The sequence below is a fragment of the Pseudomonas sp. LAMO17WK12:I5 genome, assembly GCF_900215165.1.
Taxonomy (GTDB): Bacteria; Pseudomonadota; Gammaproteobacteria; order Pseudomonadales; family Pseudomonadaceae; genus Aquipseudomonas; species Aquipseudomonas putida_A.
Genome location: NZ_OBDS01000014.1, coordinates 190,735 through 216,388 on the forward strand (window position 1 = coordinate 190,735; position 25,654 = coordinate 216,388).

At 61.0% G+C, this 25,654-nt stretch carries 23 protein-coding genes; 6 read left to right on the forward strand and 17 right to left on the reverse strand.

Annotated features, from left to right (window positions below; all coding sequences use genetic code 11):
• Positions 1-46: 46 nt before the first annotated feature.
• The 12 genes from CRO59_RS24080 to CRO59_RS24135 all read right to left on the reverse strand — a co-directional run bounded on the left by CRO59_RS24080 (position 47) and on the right by CRO59_RS24135 (position 15,039).
• A complete protein-coding gene (locus tag CRO59_RS24080; protein WP_097089869.1) occupies positions 47-1,981 on the reverse strand; it encodes a methyl-accepting chemotaxis protein in 1,935 nt (644 codons plus the stop codon).
• 139 nt (positions 1,982-2,120) lie between these two features.
• Positions 2,121-3,410, reverse strand: a complete 1,290-nt coding sequence (locus CRO59_RS24085; RefSeq protein WP_003221122.1) for an adenylosuccinate synthase — start codon at positions 3,408-3,410, stop codon at positions 2,121-2,123.
• A 54-nt stretch (positions 3,411-3,464) separates the two neighbouring features.
• On the reverse strand, positions 3,465-4,652 hold the full coding sequence (locus CRO59_RS24090) for an ATP phosphoribosyltransferase regulatory subunit (RefSeq protein ID WP_047600701.1): 1,188 nt from the start codon (positions 4,650-4,652) through the stop codon (positions 3,465-3,467).
• Positions 4,653-4,965: 313 nt separating this feature from the next.
• Positions 4,966-5,835, reverse strand: coding sequence for a protease modulator HflC (gene hflC / locus CRO59_RS24095; RefSeq protein WP_027611416.1), 870 nt, complete (start codon positions 5,833-5,835; stop codon positions 4,966-4,968).
• Positions 5,835-7,010: an FtsH protease activity modulator HflK gene (gene hflK / locus CRO59_RS24100; protein ID WP_007967435.1), complete on the reverse strand. Its 1,176-nt coding sequence runs from the start codon at positions 7,008-7,010 to the stop codon at positions 5,835-5,837. The genes hflC and hflK overlap by 1 nt, the downstream gene beginning before the upstream one ends.
• A gap of 96 nt (positions 7,011-7,106) precedes the next feature.
• Complete coding sequence (gene hflX / locus CRO59_RS24105) at positions 7,107-8,408, reverse strand: ribosome rescue GTPase HflX (protein WP_097089868.1); 1,302 nt, start codon at positions 8,406-8,408, stop codon at positions 7,107-7,109.
• Between the two features lie 12 nt (positions 8,409-8,420).
• Entirely contained in the window at positions 8,421-8,681 is a 261-nt protein-coding gene (hfq, locus tag CRO59_RS24110; protein WP_003221112.1) for an RNA chaperone Hfq, read from the reverse strand.
• A gap of 94 nt (positions 8,682-8,775) precedes the next feature.
• On the reverse strand, positions 8,776-9,747 hold the full coding sequence (gene miaA / locus CRO59_RS24115) for a tRNA (adenosine(37)-N6)-dimethylallyltransferase MiaA (protein WP_097089867.1): 972 nt from the start codon (positions 9,745-9,747) through the stop codon (positions 8,776-8,778).
• A complete protein-coding gene (gene mutL / locus CRO59_RS24120) occupies positions 9,747-11,645 on the reverse strand; it encodes a DNA mismatch repair endonuclease MutL (protein ID WP_177409047.1) in 1,899 nt (632 codons plus the stop codon). The genes miaA and mutL overlap by 1 nt, the downstream gene beginning before the upstream one ends.
• Positions 11,646-11,650: 5 nt before the next feature.
• Positions 11,651-13,030: an N-acetylmuramoyl-L-alanine amidase gene (locus CRO59_RS24125; protein ID WP_371917841.1), complete on the reverse strand. Its 1,380-nt coding sequence runs from the start codon at positions 13,028-13,030 to the stop codon at positions 11,651-11,653.
• Positions 13,031-13,081: 51 nt separating this feature from the next.
• Positions 13,082-13,552, reverse strand: coding sequence for a tRNA (adenosine(37)-N6)-threonylcarbamoyltransferase complex ATPase subunit type 1 TsaE (tsaE, locus tag CRO59_RS24130; protein WP_027611413.1), 471 nt, complete (start codon positions 13,550-13,552; stop codon positions 13,082-13,084).
• The gene (locus tag CRO59_RS24135) at positions 13,540-15,039 is read right to left on the reverse strand and encodes an NAD(P)H-hydrate dehydratase (RefSeq protein ID WP_097089864.1); all 1,500 of its coding nucleotides are present in this window, start codon (positions 15,037-15,039) and stop codon (positions 13,540-13,542) included. Before CRO59_RS24135 ends, tsaE begins: the two co-directional genes overlap by 13 nt.
• A gap of 63 nt (positions 15,040-15,102) precedes the next feature.
• On the opposite strand from CRO59_RS24135, the gene queG reads away from it, so the two are divergent.
• Positions 15,103-16,173: a tRNA epoxyqueuosine(34) reductase QueG gene (queG, locus tag CRO59_RS24140; protein WP_097089863.1), complete on the forward strand. Its 1,071-nt coding sequence runs from the start codon at positions 15,103-15,105 to the stop codon at positions 16,171-16,173.
• Between the two features lie 2 nt (positions 16,174-16,175).
• Here the strand turns inward: queG and CRO59_RS24145 are convergent, their stop codons facing one another.
• The 3 genes from CRO59_RS24145 to orn form a co-directional block, all read right to left on the reverse strand.
• On the reverse strand, positions 16,176-17,222 hold the full coding sequence (locus CRO59_RS24145) for a Fic family protein (protein WP_027611410.1): 1,047 nt from the start codon (positions 17,220-17,222) through the stop codon (positions 16,176-16,178).
• 154 nt (positions 17,223-17,376) lie between these two features.
• Complete coding sequence (locus CRO59_RS24150) at positions 17,377-17,988, reverse strand: trimeric intracellular cation channel family protein (RefSeq protein ID WP_003221099.1); 612 nt, start codon at positions 17,986-17,988, stop codon at positions 17,377-17,379.
• A 204-nt stretch (positions 17,989-18,192) separates the two neighbouring features.
• Positions 18,193-18,735, reverse strand: a complete 543-nt coding sequence (gene orn / locus CRO59_RS24155) for an oligoribonuclease (protein ID WP_003221098.1) — start codon at positions 18,733-18,735, stop codon at positions 18,193-18,195.
• Positions 18,736-18,842: 107 nt separating this feature from the next.
• Between orn and rsgA the strand changes: the two genes are divergently transcribed.
• From rsgA to CRO59_RS24175, 4 genes are all read left to right on the forward strand, one after another.
• The gene (gene rsgA / locus CRO59_RS24160; RefSeq protein ID WP_095138114.1) at positions 18,843-19,874 is read left to right on the forward strand and encodes a small ribosomal subunit biogenesis GTPase RsgA; all 1,032 of its coding nucleotides are present in this window, start codon (positions 18,843-18,845) and stop codon (positions 19,872-19,874) included.
• Positions 19,875-20,086: 212 nt separating this feature from the next.
• Positions 20,087-20,494 carry a TIR domain-containing protein gene (locus tag CRO59_RS24165; RefSeq protein ID WP_027611408.1) on the forward strand — a complete coding sequence of 136 codons (408 nt, stop codon included), beginning with the start codon at positions 20,087-20,089 and terminating at the stop codon, positions 20,492-20,494.
• Positions 20,495-20,496: 2 nt separating this feature from the next.
• A complete protein-coding gene (locus CRO59_RS24170; protein ID WP_027611407.1) occupies positions 20,497-21,456 on the forward strand; it encodes a caspase family protein in 960 nt (319 codons plus the stop codon).
• Positions 21,456-21,941, forward strand: a complete 486-nt coding sequence (locus tag CRO59_RS24175; protein WP_027611406.1) for a toll/interleukin-1 receptor domain-containing protein — start codon at positions 21,456-21,458, stop codon at positions 21,939-21,941. The genes CRO59_RS24170 and CRO59_RS24175 overlap by 1 nt, the downstream gene beginning before the upstream one ends.
• 52 nt (positions 21,942-21,993) lie before the next feature.
• On the opposite strand, the gene motB is transcribed toward CRO59_RS24175, so the two are convergent.
• Both motB and motA read right to left on the reverse strand, forming a co-directional pair.
• Entirely contained in the window at positions 21,994-23,070 is a 1,077-nt protein-coding gene (gene motB, locus CRO59_RS24180; protein WP_097089862.1) for a flagellar motor protein MotB, read from the reverse strand.
• 3 nt (positions 23,071-23,073) lie between these two features.
• Positions 23,074-23,925, reverse strand: a complete 852-nt coding sequence (gene motA, locus CRO59_RS24185) for a flagellar motor stator protein MotA (RefSeq protein WP_007952169.1) — start codon at positions 23,923-23,925, stop codon at positions 23,074-23,076.
• 166 nt (positions 23,926-24,091) lie between these two features.
• Here motA and CRO59_RS24190 point away from each other — a divergent pair, with 166 nt between their 5' ends.
• Positions 24,092-25,630: an HDOD domain-containing protein gene (locus CRO59_RS24190; protein ID WP_097089861.1), complete on the forward strand. Its 1,539-nt coding sequence runs from the start codon at positions 24,092-24,094 to the stop codon at positions 25,628-25,630.
• The last annotated feature ends 24 nt before the right edge of the window (positions 25,631-25,654 follow it).

Consider the following 25,654-nt stretch of genomic DNA (forward strand, 5'->3'; position numbering starts at 1 on the left):
AATGCGATCGAATGTGGGAGCGAGCCTGCTCGCGAAGGGGGAAACATCAGGCCCTGAACTGCCCCAGACTGGCCTTCAGCTGCGCCGCCAGCCCATCCAGTACCTTGCCACTGGCCGTGGTTTCCACCACCGCCTGCGCCGCTTTTTCGGCCTGGGCATGAATCGTTTCGACCCGTCCGCGCACTGCCTGCGCGCCCTGCGCCTGATGCGCCGCTGCCTGCGTCGCCAGACCGATTGCCGCGTGCACCTGCTCGACCGAGGCCTGCACTGACTGCTGCAACCGTGCGCTGTCGCGCAACACCAGCAAACCTTCGCTGGCCTGACGCCCCGCCTGACCAATCGCTTCTACCGCCTCACGCGCGCCCTGCTGCAACGCGACGATGTGCGCCTGAATGTCGCCGGTCGAGCTTTGCGTCTTGCTCGCCAAGGCGCGCACCTCGTCCGCGACCACGGCAAAACCGCGGCCGGTCTCACCGGCCCGCGCCGCTTCGATCGCCGCATTCAAGGCCAGCAAGTTGGTCTGCTCGGCTATGCCGTGAATCACCGTCAGCACCACTTCAATCTGTTCACTTTGTTGCGCCAGCCGCTCGATGACTTTCGCCCCGGTGTCGACCTGTCCTGCCAGCGCCTCGATCAGGCTGCCGACTTTCGCCGAGGTACGAGTGTTTTCATCGGTGGCCTGACGAATATCCACCACCTGCTTCAACGCCGCCTGCATGGCATGGCTTTCCGATTGCGCCTCGTCAGCCATTTGCGACAGCGCGCGCAGGCTTTCCGCCACTTCGTCACGCTGCATCCCGGCCGCTGCGTCGGCACCGGCATTGCGCAGGGTCATGGCGCCGATTTCCACACCGGTACGCTGGGCCACGTCGCCCGCCTCGCGCACGATCGGCTGCAACTTATCCACAAAGCGATTGACTGCCGAGGCCATGTCGCCGATCTCGTCCTTGCTGTTGATCTGCACGCGCTTGGTCAGGTCGCCCTCGCCTGCCGCCAGATCGTCCATCGCCGCGTTGAGCATCTTCAAGCGATTGACCACCCGGTGCCCCAGCACCACCGCCAGCAACAGCAGCACGCCGCAACCGACGAGTGCCAGGCCCATGCCGATGCGCCAGCGCAAGGTCGCGGCGGCTTCCTGCACGGTGCTGCTGGTATTGGCTTTCATCTCGGTCGCGGTGGATTGCGCCGACTGCAGACGCGCCTGCATTGCCGTCGCGCTATCGGCAGCGGCACCCTTGAGACTGTCGCCGACCAGTTGATCGCTGCTGGCGATCAGCGCCGAGAAGCGCTGGTCGAGCGCCGCCAGATCGGTGTCCACCGAAGCCGTCGATACGCCCATCAGCACCTTGCCGATTTCCACGCCGTTGGGATTGATCGAGGCCTCGAGGTAGTAGACCGACGGATCGTTTTTCGCCGCGTCCAGCACTTTATCCAGCGCGCGTTCGCCCTGGCCCTTTTCCAGCAAGGCCTTGTTGATCGGGTTTTCGCGGTTGAGATAACGCGTCAGGTGCTGTCCGGTGGCATCGTCGTAAACCACGAACAACACGTTGGGATTGCGCTGGGCGCGACGAGCAAATTCGGACAGGGTCGGCACGTCGCTGTCCCACATGGCGCGCGGCGCCACCGAGGCGAGCAACTGAGCCATGTCATTGGCCGAGTCCTTGAGATCTTTTTCCAGTGTCGTACGCAGTTGCGCCTGCTCTTCCTTCAGACGGGAAGACAGGCCGGCGGTCAGGCGCTGCCGGGTACTTGAGGAAAGGTTATCGAGGCTTGAGGTGACTTCACGCCCGGCCTGCTCCAGCTCGCCGGAGAGCTTTTGGCTGTCAGCGCCCAGACGAGCGCCGAGATCGGCTTCCAGCGCCGTGACCGTGCTTCGTGTCAGGGCGACTGCCACCAGCACTTGCACCAAAAGGGCGATACCAAGGGTAACGAACACGGGCCGCAACAAACGGCTTTGTAACAGTGAGAGAACGGCCGACACTGTGAATCCCTCTACTTCTGACGCCATTAATTTGATGGCACTCTTGTAGGAAGATTTACAGCAAAGGTCATGCCGTCCAACAGGCATAAACGACAAAGGCCCCGATTAAGGGGCCTTTGTTTTTTACATCAACGACTTATCAAGCGAACGGATGACGCAGAACGATGGTTTCGTTGCGATCCGGGCCCGTCGAAATAATGTCGATCGGCGCGCCGATCAACTCTTCAACGCGTTTGATGTAGGCACGAGCGTTAGCTGGCAGCTCTTCCAGGGTTTTGGCACCCACGGTCGATTCGGTCCAGCCCGGCACTTCTTCGTACACAGGCTGCAGGCCCACGTAGCTGTCAGCGTCGGTCGGCGCCACGGCATTGCCTTGCGCGTCCTTGTAGCCGGTGCAGATGTTGATGGTTTCCAGACCATCGAGTACGTCCAGCTTGGTCAGGCAGATGCCCGAGATGCTGTTCACATCGATAGCGCGACGCAGGATGACGGCGTCGAACCAGCCGCAACGACGGGCACGGCCGGTGGTAGCGCCGAACTCGTGACCTTGCTTGGCCAGATGCGCACCCACGTCGTCGAACAGCTCAGTCGGGAATGGACCCGAACCGACGCGAGTGGTGTAAGCCTTGGTGATGCCCAGGATGTAGTCGAGGAACATCGGGCCAACGCCCGAACCGGTCGCCACGCCACCGGCGGTGGTGTTGGAGCTGGTCACGTACGGGTAGGTACCGTGGTCGATGTCGAGCAACGAACCTTGGGCGCCTTCGAACATGATGTCTTTGCCGGCGCGACGCAGGTCGTGCAGCTCGGCAGTCACGTCGAGCATCAGCGGCTTGAGCAGCTCGGCGTATTCCTTGCACTCGGCCAGGGTCTTTTCGAACTCGATGGCCGGCTCTTTGTAGTAACCGACCAGCATGAAGTTGTGGTAATCCACCAGTTCACGCAGCTTGTCTTCGAAGCGCGGCATGTTGAGCAGGTCGCCCACGCGCAGGCCACGACGTGCAACCTTGTCTTCGTAAGCCGGGCCGATACCGCGACCGGTCGTACCGATCTTCAGCTCGCCACGGGCTTTTTCACGGGCCTGGTCCAGCGCCACGTGGAAGGACAGGATCAGAGGGCAGGACGGGCTGATACGCAGGCGCTCGCGCACCGGTACGCCTTTCTCTTCCAGCTTGGTGATCTCACGCAGCAGGGCGTCAGGTGCAACCACCACGCCGTTGCCGATCAGGCACTGCACGCCTTCGCGCAGCACGCCCGACGGGATCAGGTGCAAGACGGTTTTCTCGCCGTCGATCACCAGGGTGTGGCCAGCGTTGTGGCCACCTTGGTAGCGCACTACGGCGGCAGCATGTTCGGTCAGCAGATCAACGATCTTGCCTTTGCCCTCATCACCCCATTGGGTGCCCAGGACTACGACATTCTTACCCATAACACTTGTCCTCATTCGCGCAAACTTGGTGCCGGCGATGGCCGGCAGGAAAACTCAAGAAGCCAGTGGCGATACTTGCCAAAGCCCGTTCTGCTGAATCAATTGCCGGTCGCAGTCCGCATCACGGGCGGCGGCCAAAGGTTGTCCAGGCAATGCCTGAACGACACGCTGACCCTCACTGCGCAACTGGCAAACCTGCTGCCAGAGTGCCGCATCCGTACTGTCAGGCATCCAGATACCGCCAGACGGTAGCTCGATCTCAGCACGCCCCAGGGTCACCAGGGTTTTCAAATCGGTAGAGAAGCCGGTCGCCGGACGGGCACGACCGAAGTCGGCGCCGATATCGTCGTAACGACCGCCCTGAGCGATGGACTGGCCCACGCCCGGGACAAACACCGCGAACACCACACCGGTGTGGTAGTGGTAGCCGCGCAGCTCGCCCAGGTCGAAGTACAGCGGCAACTCCGGGAAACGCGTCGCCAGACGATCGGCGATCTCCAGCAAATCTTCCAGCGCCGCCAGCACCGGCGCCGGTGCATTGGCCAGACGCTCACGGGCCGCACTCAGTACCTCACGGCCGCCACACAGGTCGACCAATGCCCGCAGCATGCCGGACAGATCGGCCGGCAGGCCTTCGGTCAAGGTAATGACCTCGTCGATGGCCTTGCGTTGCAACGCATCAAACAACTGCTGCTCGACTTCACCGGACAGACCGGCGGCACGCGCCAGACCACGGTAGATGCCGACATGGCCAAGGTCCATGTGCACATCCGGCACATCGGCCAGTTGCAGCATGGCCAGCATCAGGCTGATCACTTCAACGTCGCTGCTCGGGCTGGCATCGCCGTACAGCTCGGCACCCAGTTGAATCGGACTGCGCGAGGACGACAGTGCACGCGGCTGGGCATGCAGCACGCTGCCGGCGTAGCACAAGCGGCTAGGGCCTTCGCGACGCAGGGTATGCGCATCGATGCGCGCCACTTGCGGCGTGATGTCGGCACGGAACCCCATCTGCCGACCCGACTGCGGGTCGATGACCTTGAAGGTACGCAGATCCAGGTCCTGGCCCGCACCGGTCAGCAGGGATTCCAGGTACTCGATATGGGGAGTCACGACAAACTCGTAACCCCAGCTCTGGAACAGATCCAACACCTGACGACGCGCGACTTCAATGCGCGCCGCTTCCGGTGGCAGTACTTCTTCGATGCCATCTGGCAGCAGCCAGCGGTCTACCGTTGCCATTACGCCATTCCCCTTTGATCCGGGCGGCCAGCCTGCGGGCGAGCCTTGAGTGAAGCAGAAAATGACCGATCCGTTCAAAACGCACGCGCATGAACGACGCGGCGAAAGGCCTGTTACCGGCTTCGCCCATCACTTTCCTCGAAAAACGCTCGGGCCATTCAACCCGATGCCTGCAACAAAAAACAGCAATCAAACGTGCAGACGCAAAAAAGCCGGGAATTTCCCGGCTGCCGCATCATACACACGTTTTCCCAAAGGATCACCCCGCCCGAAGTTTTAGCCGCCGGGCGGAATGATTCAGGTCAACGTCGTATCAAGGCTTGGACTTTTCCAAGTAACGGAAGAAGTCGCTGCTTGGGTCGAGAACCATGACGTCGGATTTGTTCGCGAAGCTTTCACGGTAGGCACGCAGGCTACGGTAGAAACCGTAGAACTCCTGATCCTGGCCGTAGGCCTTGGAGTAGATCGCAGCGGCCTGGGCATCGCCATCACCGCGAATCTCTTCGGACTCACGATAGGCTTCAGCCAGCAGCACGCGGCGTTGACGATCGGCGTCGGCACGGATGCCTTCGGCCAGCTCGTTACCCTTGGCGCGGTGCTCGCGAGCTTCACGCTCACGCTCGGTGCTCATACGTTCGAACACGCTGCGGTTCACTTCTTTCGGCAGATCGATGGCCTTGACCCGGACATCGACGACTTCGATACCCAGCTCTTTTTCCGCCATCTTGTTCAGCGACGCGGTGATGTCAGCCATCAGCGCATCACGCTCACCCGACACCACTTCGTGCAGGGTGCGCTTGCCGAACTGGTCACGCAGACCGGATTCCAGACGTCGGGACAGACGCTCGTCGGCGATCTGCTTGAGGCCGGAAGTCGCGGTGTAGAAGCGCTCGGCATCTTTCACCCGCCACTTGGCGTAGGCATCGACCATTACGGCTTTCTTTTCCAGGGTCAGGAAGCGCTGTGTCGGTGCATCCAGCGTCATCAGACGTGCGTCGAATTTACGCACCTGGTTAACGTAAGGCACTTTCACATGCAGGCCCGGCTGGACATCGGCCTGAACCACACGACCGAATTGCAGCAGCACCGCGCGCTCGGTCTGAGCCACGATATAGAAGCAGTTCCAGCCCACCAGCACCACGACAACGCCAACGATCAGGGCGATCAGCGATTTATTGCTCATCAGCGGGTCTCCCTTGTACGTGTCTGCGGCAGGTCAGTGACATGCGGCGCGACGTCCGTGTTGTTGCTGGCGGCGGCAGAACCGGTTACCGGTGCATTGCTGCCCGAACTGTTCTGGATCATTTTGTCCAACGGCAGGTAAAGCAGGTTGCTCTGGCCGTTTTTGTTGCCGGTCACGAGTACCTTGCTGGTATTGCTGAAGACTTCCTGCATGGTGTCCAGGTACAGACGCTGACGGGTGACTTCAGGGGCCTTGCGATACTCGGCGACCAGTTTGGTAAAGCGATCCGCCTCACCCTTGGCGCGCGAAACCGTTTCGTCGCGGTAACCGTTGGCATCCTCGAGGATACGCTGGGCCTGACCACGGGCTTCCGGCACGACACCGTTGGCGTAGGTTTCCGCCTGGTTGCGCGAACGCTGCTCGTCTTCACGGGCGCGGATCACGTCGTCGAAGGCTTCCTGCACTTCACGCGGTGCCGCTGCGCTCTGTACGTTGACCTGAGTGACGGTGATACCAGTGCGATAGGTATCGAGGAAACGTTGCAGACGCTCCTTGATTTCGCTGGCCATCAATTCACGACCTTCGGTCAGCACCTGGTCCATGGCGGTTGAACCCACCACGTGGCGCAGGGCGCTGTCGGTCGCATGCTGCAGGCTGATTTCCGGCTGATCGACGTTCAGCACGAAGTCCTGCAGGTTGCTGATCTTGTACTGCACGGTCAGCGGCACTTCGACGATGTTCTCGTCTTCGGTCAGCATCTGGCCCTGCTTGGTGTAGGCACGCTCACGCGTGACGTTTTCCATGTACTTCTTGTCGATCGGCGGGAAGTAGATGTTCAGGCCGGGGCCGACAGTCTCGTAGTACTTGCCGAAGCGCAGCACCACGGCTTGCTCCTGCTCGTCGACCACATAGACCGCGCTGTACAGCCAGACAGCCGCCAGCACGACGAGGCCGATGCCGAGCAGACCGCCGAAGCCGCCACCACTCCTGCCCGAACCACCGCCGTCATCACCACCGCGTTTTTTACCACCACCGAACAACCCGTTCAGGCTTTCCTGCAGCTTTCGGAAGGCCTCGTCGAGATCCGGTGGCCCCTTGCGGTCGCCGTTATTGCGGCGCTTGCCACCCCAAGGATCCTGATTATTCGAGTTGCCACCCGGCTCATTCCAAGCCATAGCGCTCTCCATCTGATAAAGCAAAGACGCACCCACGGCGCGCCGACCAATGCTACAGAATGCCTGCCGTTGCGGCACAACCGCTTTGCCAGGCTTTTATTGCAAAGTGTGTTGCTCGATGAATTCCATCGGCTGCAATCCTTCGCGGCTTACCAGTCGATTCAACTCGACACGGGGCAAACGAACGGCCAGCAGGCAGATGCCTTCTTCGTCATGCTCTTCTTTCTGTACCGCACCGAGTTCGAAGAACTGCGCACGCAGTCGAGCGAACCGTTGCGGCAAGCGCAATGTCCCCACAAACAAATCACTGCCCAGCAACTCGGCAATGGCTTGCTCAAGCAATTCCAGACCCGCGCCATCGCGCGCCGACAGCCAGACCCGCTGCGGTTTGCCATCGGCATCGCGCTGGATCTGTGGCTCAACGCCTTCAAGCAAATCGAGTTTGTTGTATACCTCGAGGATCGGCAAGTCCTGGGCTCCGATCTCGCCCAGTACCACCATCACCTGCTCGATCTGCAACATGCGATCCGGTTCGGCCGCATCGATCACGTGCAACAGCAGGTCGGAATTGCTCGACTCTTCGAGCGTAGACCGAAATGCCTCGACCAGCTTGTGCGGCAAGTGCCGAATGAACCCTACCGTGTCCGCCAGAACGATCGGCCCCAGGTCGTCCAGTTCCAGACGGCGCAGGGTCGGGTCGAGGGTGGCGAACAATTGGTCGGCCGCGTACACCTCGGACTTGGTCACGTTATTGAACAGCGTGGATTTGCCGGCGTTGGTATAGCCCACCAGAGACACGGTAGGGATATCCGCGCGGGAACGGCCGCGTCGCGATTGCTCGCGCTGGCTGCGCACTTTTTCCAGACGACCCTTGATCTGACGCAGACGAACCCGCAGCAGACGCCGGTCGGTTTCGAGCTGGGTTTCACCCGGGCCACGCATGCCGATACCGCCACCCTGACGCTCAAGGTGAGTCCAGCCGCGAACCAGGCGGGTGCTCATGTGATCAAGCTGGGCCAGTTCTACCTGGAGCTTGCCTTCATGGGTACGGGCGCGCTGAGCAAAGATATCGAGAATCAGGCCGGTACGGTCGATCACGCGACACTCGAAAACACGTTCGAGGTTACGTTCCTGACTGGGCGTGAGAATGTGATTGAAAATCACCAGATCAGCCTTTTCGGCATGGACCAGGTCGCGTAATTCCTCGACCTTGCCGCTGCCAATCAGGAATTTGGCGGTTGGCCGATGACGCGGTACGTTAAAAAACGCAACGGTCTCGGCGCCCGCCGAATTAGCCAATTCCTGAAACTCCTGCGGATCTTCGCGCGCCTCAGGGTCCTGACCTTCCAAGTGAACGAGGATGACTCGCTCACCACCACCGTGGCGCTCAAAGAACAAAGGAGGCTCCTATCAGGCGTTACCTGGCTCAGCGTCACCCGCATCGGATTCGGTTGCGCTAGGCAGACGAATTGGACGTACTGGCACGACTGTCGAGATAGCGTGTTTGTAAACCATCTGGCTGACGGTGTTTTTCAGCAGGATAACGAACTGGTCGAACGACTCGATCGTGCCTTGCAGTTTGATACCGTTGACCAGGTAGATGGAAACCCCAACTTTCTCTTTACGTAAAGTATTCAAGTAAGGGTCTTGTAGCGAATGCCCTTTTGACATGTGCCGCACTCCTTTAAGGATTCAATAATAAAAATAGGTAATTCAGATGGCTTTGGCCGCCACACCCCCAAGGATAGACGGCAATTGCAAGGACTCAGCTCAATATGGAGATGGTCCCAAGGTATTTCAAGGCGCGTGGCAGATTGTCGCAATCAAGACTGTCCAGCCAGTGCAGTTCTTCCCAGCTGCGCAGCCAAGTGAACTGGCGCTTGGCCAATTGACGCGTGGCAATGATGCCGCGTTCCTGCATTTCAGCTAACGACAGCTTGCCATCCAGGTAGTCCCAGACTTGGCGGTAGCCTACCGCACGTATAGACGGCAACCCGGAATGCAGGTCACTTCTTTTACGCAGGGCTACGACCTCGTCGATGAACCCCTGTTCCAGCATATTTGTGAATCTTTGTTTAATGCGCTCGTGCAGTACCTGACGATTTGCCGGAGCAATGGCCAAGTTCGCGACAGTATAGGGCAATTGTTGCCGTCCCGAAGCGGCTGCTTCAGTACTTTGCGCAGATTGTTGCTGACGCAGGGCAGTCATGCTCTGACCGCTGACCCGATAAACCTCCAGCGCCCGACTCAGGCGCTGCGGATCGTTCGGATGAATGCGTGCCGCCGACACCGGATCGATGATCGCCAGTTGATCGTGCAGGGCTTGCCAGCCAAGGCGTGCAGCCTCTTCTTCGATCTGCGCACGGATCTCGGGATCCGCCGCCGGCATGTCCGCCAGGCCATCAACCAACGCCTTGTAATAGAGCATGGTGCCGCCAACCAGCAGCGGAATTTTCCCGCGTGCGGTGATTTCAGCCATGGCTTGCAGGGCATCGCGGCGGAAATCCGCAGCCGAATAGGCCTCGGCCGGATCAAGAATGTCGATCAACCGGTGCGGAAACTCGGCCAGCAATTCTTTGGAAGGTTTGGCGGTGCCGATGTCCATGCCGCGATAGACCAGCGCCGAGTCGACACTGATCAGCTCGCACGGCAGCACCTTGGTCAGCTCGATGGCCAGGTCGGTCTTGCCCGCAGCGGTCGGGCCCATCAGGAAAATCGCTGGAGGGAGCTGGCTCATCAACGACCGCGCAGGAACAGTTTGTCCAGATCGTCCAGGCCCAGTTGGGTCCAGGTCGGTCGGCCATGGTTGCATTGACCGCTGCGCTCGGTGTTTTCCATGTCGCGCAGCAGGCCGTTCATTTCCGGCAGGGCCAGGCGCCGGTTGGCACGGATCGCGCCGTGGCAGGCCATGGTGCCGAGCAGTTCGTTCAGGTGCGCCTGAATCCGGTCGCTGGTGCCGTATTCCATCAGGTCCGACAACACGTCACCCACCAGACGATTGGCCTCGGCCTGCTTGAGCAACGCCGGAATCTGGCGGATCGCCAATGTTTCCGGGCCCAGACGCTGCAGCTCGAAACCCAGACGCTGGAACCATGCGGCATGTTCTTCAGCGCAATCGGCCTCTCGCTGACTGACCGCCAGCGACTCCGGCACCAACAGCGGCTGACCGCTGAGACCTTCGCTGGCCATGGCGATTTTCAGGCGTTCGTACATGATCCGCTCGTGCGCGGCATGCATGTCCACCAGCACCAGCCCCTGAGCGTTCTCGGAGAGAATGTAGATGCCCTTGAGTTGCGCCAGCGCGTAACCGAGCGGCGGAATGTCTTCCTGGCCGGCTGGCAGCGCGTTGGCATTCGCTTCCGGCAACGGTGCGAAAAACTCGCGGTAAGCGGCTTGAGCCTCGGCGGCTGGCACAGCCGACTGCGGACGCGGCGTGTACTGATACTGATAAGCGCCGCCAGCGCTGGCGCCCGACGAAGTATTGAACACCGGTTGCGCCTGCGGCTGTTCCAGCAGCGCGTTGGCCGCCAGACGCATTTCGCCCTGCGGGCCGAATTCACCGGCCTCGATACCGGTTGGACGCACCACGGCTGTGGTGACAGAGCCGGCCAGTTGATCTTCCGGACGCACATCGCCCAACGCGCGGTGCAATGTGCCGTAAAGGAAGTCATGCACCATGCGTCCGTCACGGAAGCGCACTTCGTGCTTGGTCGGGTGCACGTTGACGTCCACCGCCGCCGGATCGACTTCGAAAAACAGCGCGAAGGTCGGATGACGACCGTTGAACAGCACATCGCGATAAGCCTGACGCACCGCGTGGGCCACCAGTTTGTCGCGTACCGCACGGCCGTTTACGAAGAAATACTGCAAGTCCGCCTGGCTGCGGTTGAAGGTCGGCAACCCGACCCAGCCCCACAAGTGCAGGCCATTGCGCTCGATCTCGATCGGCAGCGCCTGTTCGAGGAAGCCCGAACCACAGATCGCCGCCACACGCCGAGCGCGGGCTGCATCATCGTGGGCCTCGTGCAGGCTGAGGATGGTCTTGCCGTTGTGGCGCAGATGGAAGGCCACGTCGAAACGCGCCAGCGCCAGTCGCTTGATCACTTCTTGCAGGTGATCGAATTCGGTTTTTTCGGTCTTGAGAAACTTGCGCCGCGCCGGGGTATTGAAGAACAGATCGCGCACTTCCACCGACGTACCGACCGGATGCGCCGCCGGCTGCACCCGAGGCGCCATGTCGCGACCTTCGGTTTCGACCTGCCAGGCCTGATCGGCGTCGCGGGTGCGCGAGGTCAGGGTCAGGCGCGCCACGGAGCTGATCGACGCCAGTGCTTCACCACGGAAGCCCAGGCTCATCACCTGCTCCAGATCTTCGAGATTGCGAATCTTGCTGGTGGCGTGACGCGCCAGCGCCAGCGGCAGGTCGTCGGCGGAAATGCCGCTGCCATCGTCACGCACCCGCAGCAGCTTGACGCCTCCTTGCTCGACATCGACATCGATGCGCTTGGCACCGGAGTCGAGACTGTTTTCCAGCAACTCCTTGATCACCGAAGCCGGGCGCTCGACCACCTCGCCGGCGGCGATCTGGTTCGCCAGCCGCGGGCTGAGCAGTTCGATGCGTGCGGCGTTCAACACCTGATTCATTCTTTGGACGCCAGTTCGGTGCCGGGAATGGTCAGGTGCTGGCCGATCTTCAGCTCATCGCTGCTGAGGTTGTTGGCACTGCGCAGCGTCGCGGGGGACACCTGATAACGCACGGCGATCATCGCCAGCGTCTCGCCCGGGCTCACGCGGTGATCGCGCGGGCCTTGGGCGATCTTGCCGGAGTCACGCAGCCAGGCGATGTAGGTGCCCGGTGGCGGATTCTGCTGGAAGAACTGGCGCACGCCGCTGCTGATCGAACGCGCCAGCGCCTGCTGGTGGCTTGAAGCCGAGAGCTTGTTCGCTTCGTTGGCGTTGGAGATGAATCCGGTTTCGACGAGGATCGACGGGATGTCCGGCGACTTCAACACCATGAACCCGGCCTGCTCCACGCGCTGCTTGTGCAACGGAGTCACGCGACCGATGTTGGTCAGGACTTTCTGGCCGACGTTGAGGCTGGAAGTCAGCGAAGCGGTCATCGACAGGTCAAGCAGTACGCCGGCGAGCATGCGGTCCTTGTCGTCGAGGCTGACATTGCCGGCACCACCGATCAGGTCGGAACGGTTTTCGCTGTCGGCCAGCCAACGGGCGGTCTCGGATGTCGCGCCGCGATCGGACAGGGCAAACACCGAGGCACCGAAGGCTGCCGCAGACGGCGCAGCGTCGGCATGGATCGAAACAAACAGGTCGGCGCCCTTCTTGCGGGCAATTTCGGTACGGCCGCGCAACGGGATGAAGTAGTCGCCGGTACGGGTCAGTTCGGCGCGGAAACCTTTCATGCCGTTGACCTGACGCTGCAGCTCGCGGGCGATCTGCAGCACCACGTCTTTCTCACGCTGGCCGCGCGAGCCGGACGCACCCGGGTCTTCGCCGCCGTGACCGGCGTCGATCACCACAATGATGTCGCGCTTGCCAGCCGGGGCCGGTGGCAACTTGATCGCCGGTTCAGACGATGTCACCGGCACTGCCGGCACGGTGGCGACCGATGGCGTCGGGGCTGGCGGCGGCGCGGCATCGGCCGGGTTGTCGAACAGGTCGACCACCAGACGGTTGCCATATTGCGCGTTCGGCGCCAGCGAGAAACTTTTCGGGGTGACGGCTTTTTTCAGGTCGATGACCACTCGCAGATCGGTCGGCGTGCGCTGGGCCGAGCGCATCGCGGTGATCGGCGTGTTAGCAGTCGAGACCTTTAACGGCGCCCCCAGGGTGGCGCCATTGATGTCGATCACCAGCCGATCCGGTGCGGTCAGGGTGAAGACGCTGTGCTGCACCGGACCGCTCAGGTCGAAGACCAGTCGCGTGTTGTCCGGCGCCCGCCACAGGCGCACGCTGTTGACCTTTGTCTCGGCCACAGCGTTGACGGTTACTGCCATCAACATCAGTCCAACGGCAGCCACCAACGCGCGAAAGCGCATACCTAACCCCATCATTTAATTGGATTCCAATGCCAAAGCGGCACACCAGGCCTCGCCACGCGAGCCCTGGGATAAAATTTTCAGCGAACGCCCGCTGTCTTGCGGGCTAATGGTAATGGTCAGGTCAGGCTTTGGCAAAAAGCCTGCACCTTTATCGGGCCACTCGATCAGGCACAGGGCATCGTCTTCGAAATAGTCGCGGATCCCGAGAAACTCCAGCTCCTCCGGATCGACCAGGCGATACAGGTCGAAGTGGAAGGCGCGCACATCACCGATCTCGTAGGGTTCGACCAAGGTGAAGGTCGGACTTTTTACCGCGCCGACATGCCCCAGCCCACGAATGATGCCCCGCGACAGGGTGGTTTTGCCCATGCCCAGATTGCCTTCCAGGAAAATCAGGCCGTGGCCCCGGGTAACGCGGGCGATCCGTGCGCCAAAGTCGCTCATGGCCTGTTCATCGGCCAGGTACAGGGTTACTTCAGACACGGTGCATGCTCCTCCAACAACTGACGAATGACTGGAATCAGATCACTGGCCGCCAGTCCACGGCCGAATTTACCTTGTTGCGCGCCGGCATTGGCGTGCAGCCAGACTGCCAGGCACGCGGCATCGAAGCCGTTCATGCCTTGGGCCAACAACGCGCCAGTCAAGCCGGCGAGTACGTCGCCCAGGCCGGCGGTGGCCATGGCCGGATGGCCTTGATGACACAGCGCCAGACGCCCATCGGGGTGGGCGATCAGGCTGCCGGCGCCTTTGAGCACGACGACGGCCGAGTATTTTTTGCTCAACGCCCGCGCGGCGGCCGGACGATCTGTCTGCACCTCGGCAGTGCTGATCCCTAACAGGCGCGCCGCCTCGCCCGGATGCGGGGTGATCACGCATTCCTTGGGCAGACTGACAAATCCGCTCGCCAGCAGATTCAATGCGTCGGCGTCCCACACCTGTGGCAGCGGCGCATTGGCGGCAGCGGACAACAGTGCCCGCCCCCAACTCGCCTGTCCGAGTCCCGGACCAACCACCAGCACCGAAACCTTTTCCAGCAGCCCCATCAACTGATTGGCCGACGACGTGCCGAGCACCATGACTTCCGGCATCCGCGTCAGCGCTGCCGGGACATGTTCCGCACGGGTTGCCAGCGACACCATGCCCGCGCCGCTGCGCAAGGCCGTTTCGGTACTGAGCAGAATCGCCCCGCCAAAACCCTGATCGCCACCGATCAGCAGCAAATGCCCGAAGCGCCCTTTGTGTGCCGCGGGCGCACGCGGGGCCAATCGTGGAAGATTAGCCGCCGAGAGACGCAGAGCGCTGACAGGAATGTCACGGTAGATGTCGGCGGCGGCTTGCAGATCGTTAAACACCAACGCCCCGACCTGATCCGCCGCATCCCCGGTGAACAGGCCGAGCTTCAAGCCGATGAAAGTCACGGTAAGGTCAGCGTGAACCGCAATGCCGAGGACATGTCCAGTATCGGCAGACAGCCCGGAAGGAATATCCACCGCCACCACCGGCAGGCCACTGGCATTGATCGCCTTGATCGCAGCGGCATACGGCTCACGGACATCGCCGGCCAGCCCGGTGCCGAGCAAGGCATCGACAATCACCCCGCGCAGCTCGCTTTGCGCAGCCCAGCTCTGCACGGCGACGCCATCGCTGATGGCCTGCGCATAAGCCTGCGCCGCGTCGCCCTGCAAGCGTTGCGGATCACCGACTGCGAGCACCCGCACCGCCCACCCGGCCCGGTGCGCCAGCGCGGCGATCAGAAAACCATCGCCGGCGTTGTTGCCATGCCCGGCAAGCACAGTCATTTCGCTCGCCGACGGCCATTGCCGCACCAATGCGCGCCAGGTCGCGTGCGCGGCGCGCTGCATCAATTCGAAGCCCGGCGTACCCGCAGCGATCAGCCGCGCATCGAGTGCTCGCACCTGTGCGGCGCCATACAGCGCGTCGGGTAATTGATCTTTCGTGTGCGGCATGCGTCTTCGGGCTCCGATGTCTGGCAGAATTATACGCACCTCAGCTCCGGTTTCTCTCGCCTCATGTCCGCCATCACCACAGATCTGCCCGCCCTCGCCCAATCGATCAAGGATTGGGGCCGCGAGCTGGGCTTCCAGCAAGTCGGCATCAGCGGTCTGGACCTGGCCGAGCATGAGCAGCACCTGGAGCGCTGGCTCGCCGCCGGCTACCACGGCGAAATGGATTACATGGGCGCCCACGGCAGTAAACGCTCGCATCCGGAGCAACTGGTTCCGGGTACGTTACGCGTGGTTTCGCTGCGCATGGACTACCTGCCCGGCGACACGCAAATGGCGCAAATGCTCGCGCAACCGGAGAAAGCCTATGTTTCGCGTTATGCCTTGGGCCGCGATTACCACAAATTGATCCGTAAACGTGTGCAGCAATTGGCTGACAGGATTCAATCCGAGATCGGCCCGTTCGGTTTTCGCGCCTTCGTCGACAGCGCCCCGGTGCTGGAAAAAGCCATCGCCGAGCAGGCCGGGCTGGGCTGGATCGGCAAAAATACCCTGGTGCTGAACCGCAAGGCCGGCAGCTATTTCTTCTTGAGCGAACTGTTTGTCGATCTGCCGCTGCCGGTGGACGAACCGCACAGCAGCGAACATTGCGGGCGCTGCACGGCGTGCCTGGACATCTGCCCGACCAACGCCTTCGTCGGCCCCTATGTGCTGGACGCCCGGCGCTGCATCTCGTACCTGACCATCGAGCTGAAAAACGCCATCCCCGAAGACCTGCGCCCACTGATCGGCAACCGCGTATTCGGCTGCGACGACTGCCAGATCGTCTGCCCGTGGAACCGCTTCGCCAAGCCATCCGGGGAAAGCGATTTCAAGCCACGGCACAACCTGGACAACGCCGAACTGGCGGAGCTGTTCATGTGGGACGAGGACAAATTCCTCAGCAGCACCGAAGGCTCACCGCTGCGCCGTGCCGGTTACGAGCGCTGGCTACGCAATCTGGCGGTCGGGCTGGGCAACGCGCCATCGAGCATTCCGGTGCTGGAAGCCTTGAAGGCGCGCCGTGACTACCCATCAGAGCTGGTGCGTGAACATGTTGAGTGGGCGCTGAAACAGCACGCTGAACGCCGTAATTGAGGCTATGCCGGCTTTCTCCACTTGGCTGTGCGCCCCTTACCTGTCGGCTCAATCAGCCCTTCTGCTTTCAGTGATCGTAAAACCAGGCGCACTGTATCGCGACTGACTCCCGGACAGGACTCTTCAATTTCCGAGATGGAAAAAGGGAGGACTCGCTTCAAGGCTTCGTCTCTGATTCGGTCGCTTTTACCACCTCGACGCTTCTCAATCGTACCCACTCGCTCTTCGAACTCTTTGTACGCTCTAAGCAATGCCCCCCAAAAATAATCCATCCATGGCCGAACATCATGCGTGCCCTCGTGCCATCCCTGAGAACTCAGTTCGAGTGTTGCGTAATAGCCCTCCTTTGACTCCTCGAATATCCGTTCAAGACTGATAAATCGCCCGACTCGGTAATCAAATTGATAGAGCAGCAGCAATGTCAGCAGACGAGCGACGCGACCATTTCCGTCAGAGAAGGGGTGTATGCAAAGGAAGTCGAGGACCGTAAGCGGCACTAAAACCAAAGGGTCAGCCAGATTCAATGCCAGCGCCCGGTGGTAATGCCCCAGGGTTTCAGTCACCGCAATAGGGGTCATATGAGCAGGAACAGGTTGGAAGCGAATCCGCGATGAACCATCGGCATGACGCTCGATGATGTCGTTGTTCATCGCCTTCCATTCACCACCATCCTGAGGTAGATAGCGGTAAAGAAGGCTGTGTAATTGTCTAAGTACACCTTCGGAAAATGGCATCCCATCGGCAGATTCATGGATGAGTGACAGTGCGTCCCGATAGCCAGCAATTTCCTGTTCGGATCGGCTCTTGGGATCAGTGTTTTTGCTCATCAGTGACTTCAGCCGCGCTGGCGCGACAGTTACACCCTCCAGTCGGTTAGATGACTCCGTGGATTCGATTACGGCTATCTGCGTAAGCCCTTGGAGGACCTGCGGCGATTGAGCAACGAACAGTTGTTGCTTACCCCGAAACTCTCCCAATGCACGAAGCGTCGCAATCTGAAGACCGTCGAAGCGCAAGGCGTCAAGAAATTCCGGGGTGAGTGAGTGCATGATTCAGGCAGCCGTCTAAATGAGGTAAAAAGACTTAAATAGGGTATTTCATGACAAAATACCCCTTTTAGGCTTTATTTTTTACCCTATTTAGAGGCGCAGCATCTATTCAACATTCCCGACAGAATATTTCCACGCGCCCGCCAGCGTGACGTCAAGGTGCGTCGTTATAAACGAACTTGGGCATTTCCCAGTGGAAACGAATGGCCAGCAACCGCAACAGAAAACCGCCGAACAGGGTAATCAGAATCGCCTGCTCGCTCGGCACATTCAGGTACAGGCAGAGCATGTAGCACCACGCGGCGGCGAACGAGACGCTGGCGTACAGTTCGCGGCGGAAGATCAGCGGGATGTCGTTGCAGAAGATGTCGCGCAGGATGCCGCCGAAGACGCCGGTGATCACACCGCTGACCGAAGCCACCAGCATGCCGTGGCCCATTTCCAGCGCGGTCATGCAGCCGATCAGGGTAAACGCCACCAGACCGACCGCATCGAGCACCAGAAACAGTGAGCGCAGATGACGCATCCAGCGTGCGGTGAATACAGTGAGCATCGCGGCGGCCGAAGTCAGCACCAGGTATTCCGGGTGCTTGACCCACGTCAGCGGATAATGCCCGAGTAACACATCGCGCACCGAACCGCCGCCCAATGCCGTGACGCAGGCGATCAACACCACCCCGAACCAGTCCATGCCGCGCCGCCCGGCAGACAGCGCGCCGGTCATGGCTTCAGCGGTAATGGCGATCAGATAGAGCATCAGCAACATGGCGGCGGTCCTGGCAGGAAGGCGCGCAGTCTAGCCATTTCAGCGCCGCACCAGAAGGGGGCGCGCTCCGGGATGCATTTCTGACTTGAATCTTACGGGACTCTGACGCCCTCTTCGCGAGCAAGCCCGCTCCCACAGGGGGAACGCATTCCAAATGGTGGGAGCGGGCTTGCTCGCGAAGACGTCAGGGCAGACACCCCTCAATCAGAACTTGATGAAATGCTTGCGGTAGTGCTGCAGCTCGGCGATCGACTCGCGGATGTCGTCCAGCGCCAGGTGAGTGCTGCCCTTCTTGAAGCTGTCGCGCACGTCCGGTGCCCAGCGTGCGGCCAGCTCTTTGAGCGTCGACACGTCGAGGTTGCGGTAGTGAAAGTAGCTTTCCAGCGCCTTCATGTGGGTATAAAGGAAGCGGCGATCCTGGCAGATGCTGTTGCCGCAGATCGGCGACTTGCCTTTCGGTACCCATTTTTCCAGGAAAGCGATGGTTTCGGCCTCCGCCTCGGCCATGCTGATACGGCTGTCACGCACGCGCTGGGTCAGGCCCGAGTTGCCGTGGGTGCGGGTGTTCCACTCGTCCATGCGGGCGAGCACTTCGTCACTGTGGTGAATGGCGATCACCGGGCCTTCGGCCAGGGTGTTCAGGTCACTGTCGGTGACGATGGTGGCCATTTCGATGATGACGTCGTTTTCCGGATCCAGACCGGTCATTTCCAGGTCGATCCAGATCAGGTTCTGCGGGTTTTGCATATTCGGGCTCCTAGGCAATGCTGCGCAGTTTAGCCTAGGCCGGTGCCCGGGCGTGCTAAACTCGCGGCCGTTTTACCTAATCGCTGCATTCTTCAGACGGAACACCCATGGCCAAACGCCAACTCAATCGTCGTCAAAACTGGCGCATCGAAAAGATTCAGGGCGAGCGCGCCGCCCGCGCCGCCAAACGCGAGTCCTCGGCGGTCGAAGCCCTCGAGGGCGGCGACCTCGGCCCCGAGCAACACGGCCTGGTGATCGCCCACTTCGGTGTGCAGGTCGAAGTCGAGGCTGTGGACGGCGAACAGGCCGGCCAGGTTTTCCGTTGCCACTTGCGCGCCAACCTGCCGGCGCTGGTGACCGGTGATCGGGTGGTCTGGCGCGCCGGCAACCAGGGCATCGGGGTGATCGTCGCGCAATTGCCGCGCAACACCGAACTCTGCCGCCCGGACAGCCGTGGCCAGCTCAAGCCGGTCGCCGCCAACGTCGACATGATCGTCATCGTCTTCGCACCCCTGCCCGAGCCGCATGCCAACCTGATCGACCGCTACCTGGTCGCCGCCGAACACGCCGGCATCCGCCCGTTGCTGTTGCTGAACAAGTTCGACCTGATCGACGAGCAGAACGCCCCGGCACTCAACGCCCTGCTGGCGGTGTACCGCACGCTGGGTTATCCGGTGCTGGAAGTCTCGGCGCATCACGGCAATGGCATGGAACAGCTGCAGAAGCAGCTCGACGGGCGCATCAGCGTGTTCGTCGGCCAGTCCGGCGTCGGCAAGTCGTCGCTGGTCAACAGCCTGCTGCCGGAAGTCGAGACCCGCGTCGGCCCGTTGTCGGAGCTGTCCGGTCAGGGCACGCACACCACGACCACCGCACGCCTGTTCCACTTCCCGGGCGGCGGCGAGTTGATCGACTCCCCGGGTATCCGTGAGTTCGGTCTGGGCCACGTCAGCCGCGCCGACGTCGAAGCCGGTTTCATCGAGTTCAACGACCTGCTCGGCACCTGCCGCTTCCGCGACTGCAAGCACGATCGCGAACCCGGTTGCGCACTGCTCAAGGCCCTGGAAGACGGCCGCGTGCAGCAGCAGCGGATGAACAGCTACCGCTCGATCATCGCCAGCCTGCCGGAAAACGGCTACTAAACATCTGCACCGGCAGCCTCTCGCCCGAGGGCTGCCGGATGTCGGACCGCGCCTGACAAATCCTCGATTCCGTTAAACGTCAGACTCTTCTGACAGACTCGTTCGCACCTGTTTGCAGGACATTTCTCTTTCACCGCCCAGCCCTTGTAGGCTCGCGTCAGATGCCTAGATTGGGGTCCTCCTTCGCACCTTCGCGACCTTCGAGGAACCCCATGCAGACCTACCATTTGTTCATCAGCCATTCGTGGAACTACGCCCACGCTCACGACAATCTGGTACGCCTGCTCGGCGCCAGACCGGATTTCAGTTTCAAGAATTTTTCCGTGCCGCCGCACAACCCGATCATGGGCGCGCAGACCGACAAGCAACTCGAAGAAGCCATCGAGAACAAGATTCGCCCGTGCTCGGCGGTGCTGATCATGGCCGGGATGTATTCGACTTACAGCAAGTGGATCAACAAGGAAATCGAGATCGCCAAGCGCATGGGCAAAGTGATCATCGCGATCAAGCCGTTCGGCGCCGAGCGTATTTCCAGCGTCGTGCGTGAGGCGGCGCACGCCGAGTGCGCGTGGAACACCAACAGCATCATTGGTGCGATCCGTCAGCACACGGCGGTGTAACCATGCGCAAGGGATTGTTTATCGGCATCAACCACTACGACCACGTCTCGCCCTTGAGCGGCTGTAACAACGACGCCATGGCCATGGCGTCGGTGCTGGAGCGTCATGCCAACGGGCGACCGAACTTCAGCAGCAAAGTGCTGACTTCAGCCGAAGAAAAACTCACGCTCAGCCACATGAAACAGCAGATCCAGAGCCTGTTCTCAGGCGACTGTGACGTGGCACTGCTGTACTTCGCCGGCCATGGTCAGTTCGACACCAGCATCGACGAAGGACTCCTGATTCCCCAGGACTATCAGCCTGGCGGAGACGGGATCCGCATCAGCGACATTCTGGAGTGGGCGGACAAGGCCCCGCACATCAAGAACAAAATCATCATTCTCGATTGCTGCCAGGCCGGCGCAGCAGGCGCCATGCGCAATCTGCGTGGCGGCAGCAGTGTGATCGGCGAAGGCGTGACCATTCTCACGGCCTGCAAAAAAGAACAGTACGCCCTGGAAAGTCGCGGTCATGGCGTCTTCACGGATCTGTTGCTGCAAGCGCTGCACGGTGGCGCTGCCAACGTACTCGGCAAGGTCACCCCCGGTAGCGTTTACTCGTTTGTCGACAATGCGCTGGGCGCCTGGGAACAGCGTCCGGTATTCAAGACCAATGTCTCGCAGTTCGTACCGCTGCGCGAGGTCGCGCCGCTGATTGCCGAGGAAACCCTGCGCAAACTCAAGGACTGGTTCCCGGAGCCGAGCTTCGTTTTCAGACTCGATCCCAGCTACGAGCCCACCGAAGCGCTGTTCGACCCCGAGCACGGCGACATTTTCAAGCAACTGCAAATGTGCAATCGCCACAGCCTGATCGAACCGGTGGATGCCGAGCACATGTACTACGCCGCCATTAACTCCACTGGCTGCCGCCTCACGGCGCTCGGCGCCTATTACCGTGAACTCGCCCTCAAAGGACACTTCTGATGCCCGTATTCATCAGCTACCGCCACATGGATCGCCCGCAGGCCATGGCGATCAATGCGCAATTGATGCAGGCCAATATCAAAACCTACCTCGACGTGCTCGACCCGGAGTCGCAGACCACCGACGACATCACCGGGGTGATCACCCGCAACATCACCGAATGCACGCACCTGCTCGCGGTGGTTTCAGAGAAAACCGCTCTGTCGTGGTGGGTGCCGTTCGAAATCGGCGAAGCGACGATCAGCAACCGCCGGATCTGCTCGTTCCGCACCGGGCCGGCAAAGCTGCCGGAGTATCTGGACAAGTGGCCGAAGCTGAGCACGGCCAGTGATCTGAATTTCTTCATCGATGCCTATCGTGAAGAAGTATCGAGCAAGCGCTCGATGACGCTGGATTCGAGCAACGAATCCTTCAGCGGCACCTATAAGCGCAACGCCGATCTTTTCCATGAACAACTGAAGAACCGGATTCGGCGCGGTTTCTGAGGCCAATCGACAGCCACAAAAAAGCCGACATCACTGTCGGCTTTTTTGTCGCTCACTGCTTCGGCGCAGGGGCCGGTGCAGCGGCTGGCGGAGCTGTTGGCGCTGGCGCCGCAGTCCCCGGCGCGGCCGGTTTCGGTGCGGCGTCGTCGAACAGGTTCAAACGTTCGCGCAACTCGTGCGCCGGCACCGGTTGCTGATCTGCCGGCAGCGCGTTCGGATCGACCGGCGTCGCCGGAGCGGCGCCGTTCTGACCTTCGGCGGCTGGCTTGGCCGCGTCGGCACCTTGCGAACCTTCGATGGCAGCCTGGGCCTTTTTGGTCAGGACCACGATGTCGATACGGCGGTTGACCGGGTTGAACGGGTTTTCCTTGTCGAACAGCGCCGACGAGGCATAACCGACCACGCGTGCCACCTGCGAATCCGGATAGCTGCCTGCCACCAGCGCACGCCGCGCGGCGTTGGCACGGTTGGCCGAGAGTTCCCAGTTGCCGAAATCGCCGGTGCCGGTGTACGGCTTGGCGTCGGTGTGGCCGCTGATGCTGATCTTGTTCGGCACCGCCTTGATGGTGTCGGCCATGGCCAGCAGGATGTCTTCGAAGTACGGCTTCAGACGTGCCGAGCCCGAGTCGAACATCGGCCGGTTTTCCGCGTCCATGATCTGAATGCGCAAGCCGTTCGGGGTGATCTCGAACAGGATCTGATCCTTGAACTTCTGCAGTTGCGGGTTCTCGTCGACCTTGTTCTGCAGTTCTTGCAGCAACAGCTCCAGGCGTTCTTTCTCGACCTGCTCGGCCATGCCTTCGACCTGCTCGGTGTCGACCGTGACCTTGTCCGGTTGCGGCTGCGACTTCACCTCAGGGTTGAGGGTGTTTTCCGGCGCCAGGGTCGGCGTGCCGCCCAGATCGATGATGTACGGCGTGCCGCTTTCAGAGAAGCCGACCGGATCCTTGAAGTAACCGGCGATGGCGATCTTCTGCTCTGGTGTTGCAGTGGACAGCAGCCACAACACCAGGAAGAACGCCATCATCGCCGTGGCGAAGTCGGCGAAGGCGATTTTCCACGCCCCGCCGTGGTGCCCACCGGCTATGCGCTTGACGCGCTTGATGATTATCGGCTGATTATTTTCCATGGCTTAGCGACCGCGAACGGCTTGTTCCAGCTCGGCAAAGCTTGGACGGTGCGCCGGGTACAGAACCTTGCGCCCGAACTCCACGGCCAACGATGGCGGCATGCCGGAAGCCGACGCCACCAGCGAGGCCTTGATGGCTTCGTAGACGTTCAGTTCTTCCTTGGCATCGTGCGCCAGGGAATGCGCCAACGGCCCGAAGAAGCCGTAGGCCGCGAGAATACCGAAGAAGGTACCGACCAGTGCCGCACCCACGTGCAGACCGATGGATTTCTGATCGCCTTCACCCAGGGACGCCATGGTCACCACGATACCCAGTACCGCCGCAACGATACCGAAACCGGGCATGGCGTCGGCGATGCCGTTCACCGCATGGGACGGGTGCTCGAGATCTTCCTTGAGGCTGTAGAGTTCCATGTCGAACAGGCCTTCCAGCTCATGCGGTGCCATGTTGCCGGAGGACATGATGCGCAGGTAATCGCAGATGAACGCGGTCATGCGTTCGTCTTTGAGCACGGCCGGGTACTTGGCGAAGATCGGGCTCGCGGCAGCGTCTTCGATGTCGCCTTCGATGGCCATCATGCCTTCGCGGCGGCTCTTGTTGAGGATCTCGTAGATCAGGCCGAGCACTTCCAAATAGAACGTGTGGCTGAAGCGCGAACTGAACATGCTCAGGGATTTCTTGAGCACGTGCATCGTCATGTAACCGGGGTTGGCCTGGAGGAATGCACCGAGGGCCGCACCACCGATGATCATCACCTCGAAGGGCTGGATCAGGGCGGCAATTTTGCCGTGGGAGAGCACGTATCCGCCGAGCACGCTCGCGAATACGACGATGATGCCGATAATTTTAGCCATAGGTAGAAAGTACTTATTTAAGTCGGGTTCAAGGTCATATTCGGAAGTTAAAAAATCTCTTCTTCTACTTATCGGCAAAACTGCGCCAGACTATAGCCAGTTCAGGCGAAAAGCCAATTTAGCCCATGCCGGGCGCGTCTACAGTCAGTGAAGATCTCGTCCAGACATGGCTAATGAAACGAACGTCCCACACGCAAAACCGACCACGCTCGAGGGCTGGGTCAAACTGCTCGATGGCGTGCGCCTGCCCGTGCCGCAAGAGGCGCACGACAAGGTTTGCCGGGCGATCCGTGACAACCGCAGCTCGCTGCGCGATATCGCCGACCTGATGCAGGACAGCCCGGCGCTGGCCTTGAGCATCATCCGTGAGGCAAATCGTCACACCCACGGCACCATGGCCGCTCCGGCGGAAAATCTCGAGGTGGCGATCAACCGTCTGGGTCTGGCGCGTACCGAAGAATTGCTCGCACGTCTGCCCGTCGAACCGCAGATGCAGATCCCCAAGGCCTTGCGCCAACTGCAGATGATCAGCCAGCACGCAACACAACAGGCCAACGGTTTTTTTGCCAGTCGCCTCGCACGACTGTGGCAGGACATTCACTGGGGCAGCCTGTTGTTTCTGTCGCCGTTATGGCCGCTGGCGCTGACGTTTCCCGAATTGCTCGAAGAGTGGGAGCTGCGGGTTATCCACAAGGGCGAATCGGCGCGCACGGTCGAGAAGCAACTGTTTGGTGTGCGCCTGCTGAAGATCGCCGAGGCGCTGGTACAGGTCTGGCACCTGCCGATCTGGGTGCAGCAGGGTTATAAACTGCTGCTCAGCGAACAGCGCGAACTGGTGAAAGTACTGCGCATCGCCCGCGATAGCGAACATCCGTTGCGCCAGCAGAATCGCCTCGACGACGATCCGACCCTGCGCCGCTGGCTCAACCAGCCGGCCAACACCGTGTTGCTGGCCAACGGCCTGGCGCTGTCGGCACAACAGGCCTGGGACAGTCCGCACAGCGAGCGCTGGCAGTACCTGACCAGCCTTTATCTGCAAATCTCGATGGACGAAGTGCAGCAGCAGTTGCACCAGCAAGCCGCCAACAGTGCGCGCCAGCATGCCATGCCCGATCTGTGGCACCCGGCCGTTTCATTATTATGGCCATGGGGCACCCATCGCTTGCCGGCCGGGATGCTGCCGGCGGCGGCGCCGAATGCCGAGGATCTGACTCAATGGCGCCGGCAATGCGCCGAACTGCTGGCCGAGCCGAGCCGCTTCACCAATGCCATGAGCCTGACCGTCGCCGCCCGTGATGCGCTGGTCGCCAGCGGCATGCGCCGGGTGATGATTCTGATGGCCGACCGCACGCAATCGAATCTGCGGGTCAACCAGACCTTCGGTTTGCCGAAGGAAGCCGCCGCGCTGAATTTTGTCGTCAGTCAGAGCAAAGTCTTGCAGCGCCTGCTCGCACAACAGGCACAGGTGCGGATCACCCCCGAGAACAACGCACAATTTTCCGCATTGTTGCCGCCGGGCCTGCGTGCGCTGTTCCGTGGCGAGCATCTGTTCCTGCGTTCGCTGGTCAATAACGGCCGGGTGATCATGATCGTCGTCGCCGACCAGGGCGGTGGGCCGTTCGCCGACATCAGCGTGCAAGCCTTTGGCAAAACCGCACAGTGCATCGAAAAGGCCCTGCACAGCTTTAGCAGCCGTGGCCGATGAGGCTGCGCTACAATCCCCCCCCTT

Bases quoted from the DNA above. Each gene is read 5' to 3' on its own strand.
- rsgA (WP_095138114.1), top strand. From the start codon at position 18,843: ATGGCCAAACGCCAACTCAATCGTCGTCAAAACTGGCGCATCGAAAAG.
- CRO59_RS24145 (WP_027611410.1), bottom strand. From the start codon at position 17,222: ATGCACTCACTCACCCCGGAATTTCTTGACGCCTTGCGCTTCGACGGT.
- orn (WP_003221098.1), bottom strand. From the start codon at position 18,735: ATGCAAAACCCGCAGAACCTGATCTGGATCGACCTGGAAATGACCGGT.
- CRO59_RS24135 (WP_097089864.1), bottom strand. From the start codon at position 15,039: ATGCCGCACACGAAAGATCAATTACCCGACGCGCTGTATGGCGCCGCA.
- CRO59_RS24090 (WP_047600701.1), bottom strand. From the start codon at position 4,652: ATGGCAACGGTAGACCGCTGGCTGCTGCCAGATGGCATCGAAGAAGTA.
- CRO59_RS24085 (WP_003221122.1), bottom strand. From the start codon at position 3,410: ATGGGTAAGAATGTCGTAGTCCTGGGCACCCAATGGGGTGATGAGGGC.
- CRO59_RS24175 (WP_027611406.1), top strand. From the start codon at position 21,456: ATGCCCGTATTCATCAGCTACCGCCACATGGATCGCCCGCAGGCCATG.
- motA (WP_007952169.1), bottom strand. From the start codon at position 23,925: ATGGCTAAAATTATCGGCATCATCGTCGTATTCGCGAGCGTGCTCGGC.
- motB (WP_097089862.1), bottom strand. From the start codon at position 23,070: ATGGAAAATAATCAGCCGATAATCATCAAGCGCGTCAAGCGCATAGCC.
- CRO59_RS24165 (WP_027611408.1), top strand. From the start codon at position 20,087: ATGCAGACCTACCATTTGTTCATCAGCCATTCGTGGAACTACGCCCAC.
- miaA (WP_097089867.1), bottom strand. From the start codon at position 9,747: ATGAGCCAGCTCCCTCCAGCGATTTTCCTGATGGGCCCGACCGCTGCG.
- hfq (WP_003221112.1), bottom strand. From the start codon at position 8,681: ATGTCAAAAGGGCATTCGCTACAAGACCCTTACTTGAATACTTTACGT.
- hflC (WP_027611416.1), bottom strand. From the start codon at position 5,835: ATGAGCAATAAATCGCTGATCGCCCTGATCGTTGGCGTTGTCGTGGTG.
- CRO59_RS24170 (WP_027611407.1), top strand. From the start codon at position 20,497: ATGCGCAAGGGATTGTTTATCGGCATCAACCACTACGACCACGTCTCG.
- CRO59_RS24150 (WP_003221099.1), bottom strand. From the start codon at position 17,988: ATGTTGCTGATGCTCTATCTGATCGCCATTACCGCTGAAGCCATGACC.
- CRO59_RS24190 (WP_097089861.1), top strand. From the start codon at position 24,092: ATGGCTAATGAAACGAACGTCCCACACGCAAAACCGACCACGCTCGAG.
- queG (WP_097089863.1), top strand. From the start codon at position 15,103: ATGTCCGCCATCACCACAGATCTGCCCGCCCTCGCCCAATCGATCAAG.
- hflK (WP_007967435.1), bottom strand. From the start codon at position 7,010: ATGGCTTGGAATGAGCCGGGTGGCAACTCGAATAATCAGGATCCTTGG.
- CRO59_RS24125 (WP_371917841.1), bottom strand. From the start codon at position 13,030: ATGTTGATGGCAGTAACCGTCAACGCTGTGGCCGAGACAAAGGTCAAC.